At 35.8% G+C, this 327-nt stretch carries 1 protein-coding gene; it reads left to right on the forward strand.

The genetic code is table 11. The features are described 5' to 3' along the window. On the forward strand, positions 1 to 309 hold a 309-nt coding region (locus tag FE392_RS20630; RefSeq protein WP_021215230.1), incomplete at its 5' end, for a transposase. Positions 310 to 327 lie beyond the last annotated feature (18 nt).

Consider the following 327-nt stretch of genomic DNA (forward strand, 5'->3'; position numbering starts at 1 on the left):
TATCTAGGTCAGTCACTGCATGATAGGCTGGAATTAAAAGGAATTGATCTAATGACACCTGTCAGGAAGAACATGAAGCAAAAGAAAATCCTTTTCCCTAATTTTTCAAAACGTAGAAAAGTGATTGAGCGAGTTTTCTCTTTTTTGACAAATCTAGGAGCTGAGCGTTGTAAAAGTCGTTCGCCTCAAGGTTTTCAATTGAAATTAGAGATGATACTTTTAGCGTATTCTTTACTGTTAAAATCAGCTAAATCACTGGAACCAGAGACTTTAAGATATTCTATCGGGTATCAAGTCATGGCTAAATAATCAACTAGCAATTCGGGT

The organism is Xenorhabdus santafensis (assembly GCF_033949405.1).
Lineage (GTDB): Bacteria > Pseudomonadota > Gammaproteobacteria > Enterobacterales > Enterobacteriaceae > Xenorhabdus > Xenorhabdus santafensis.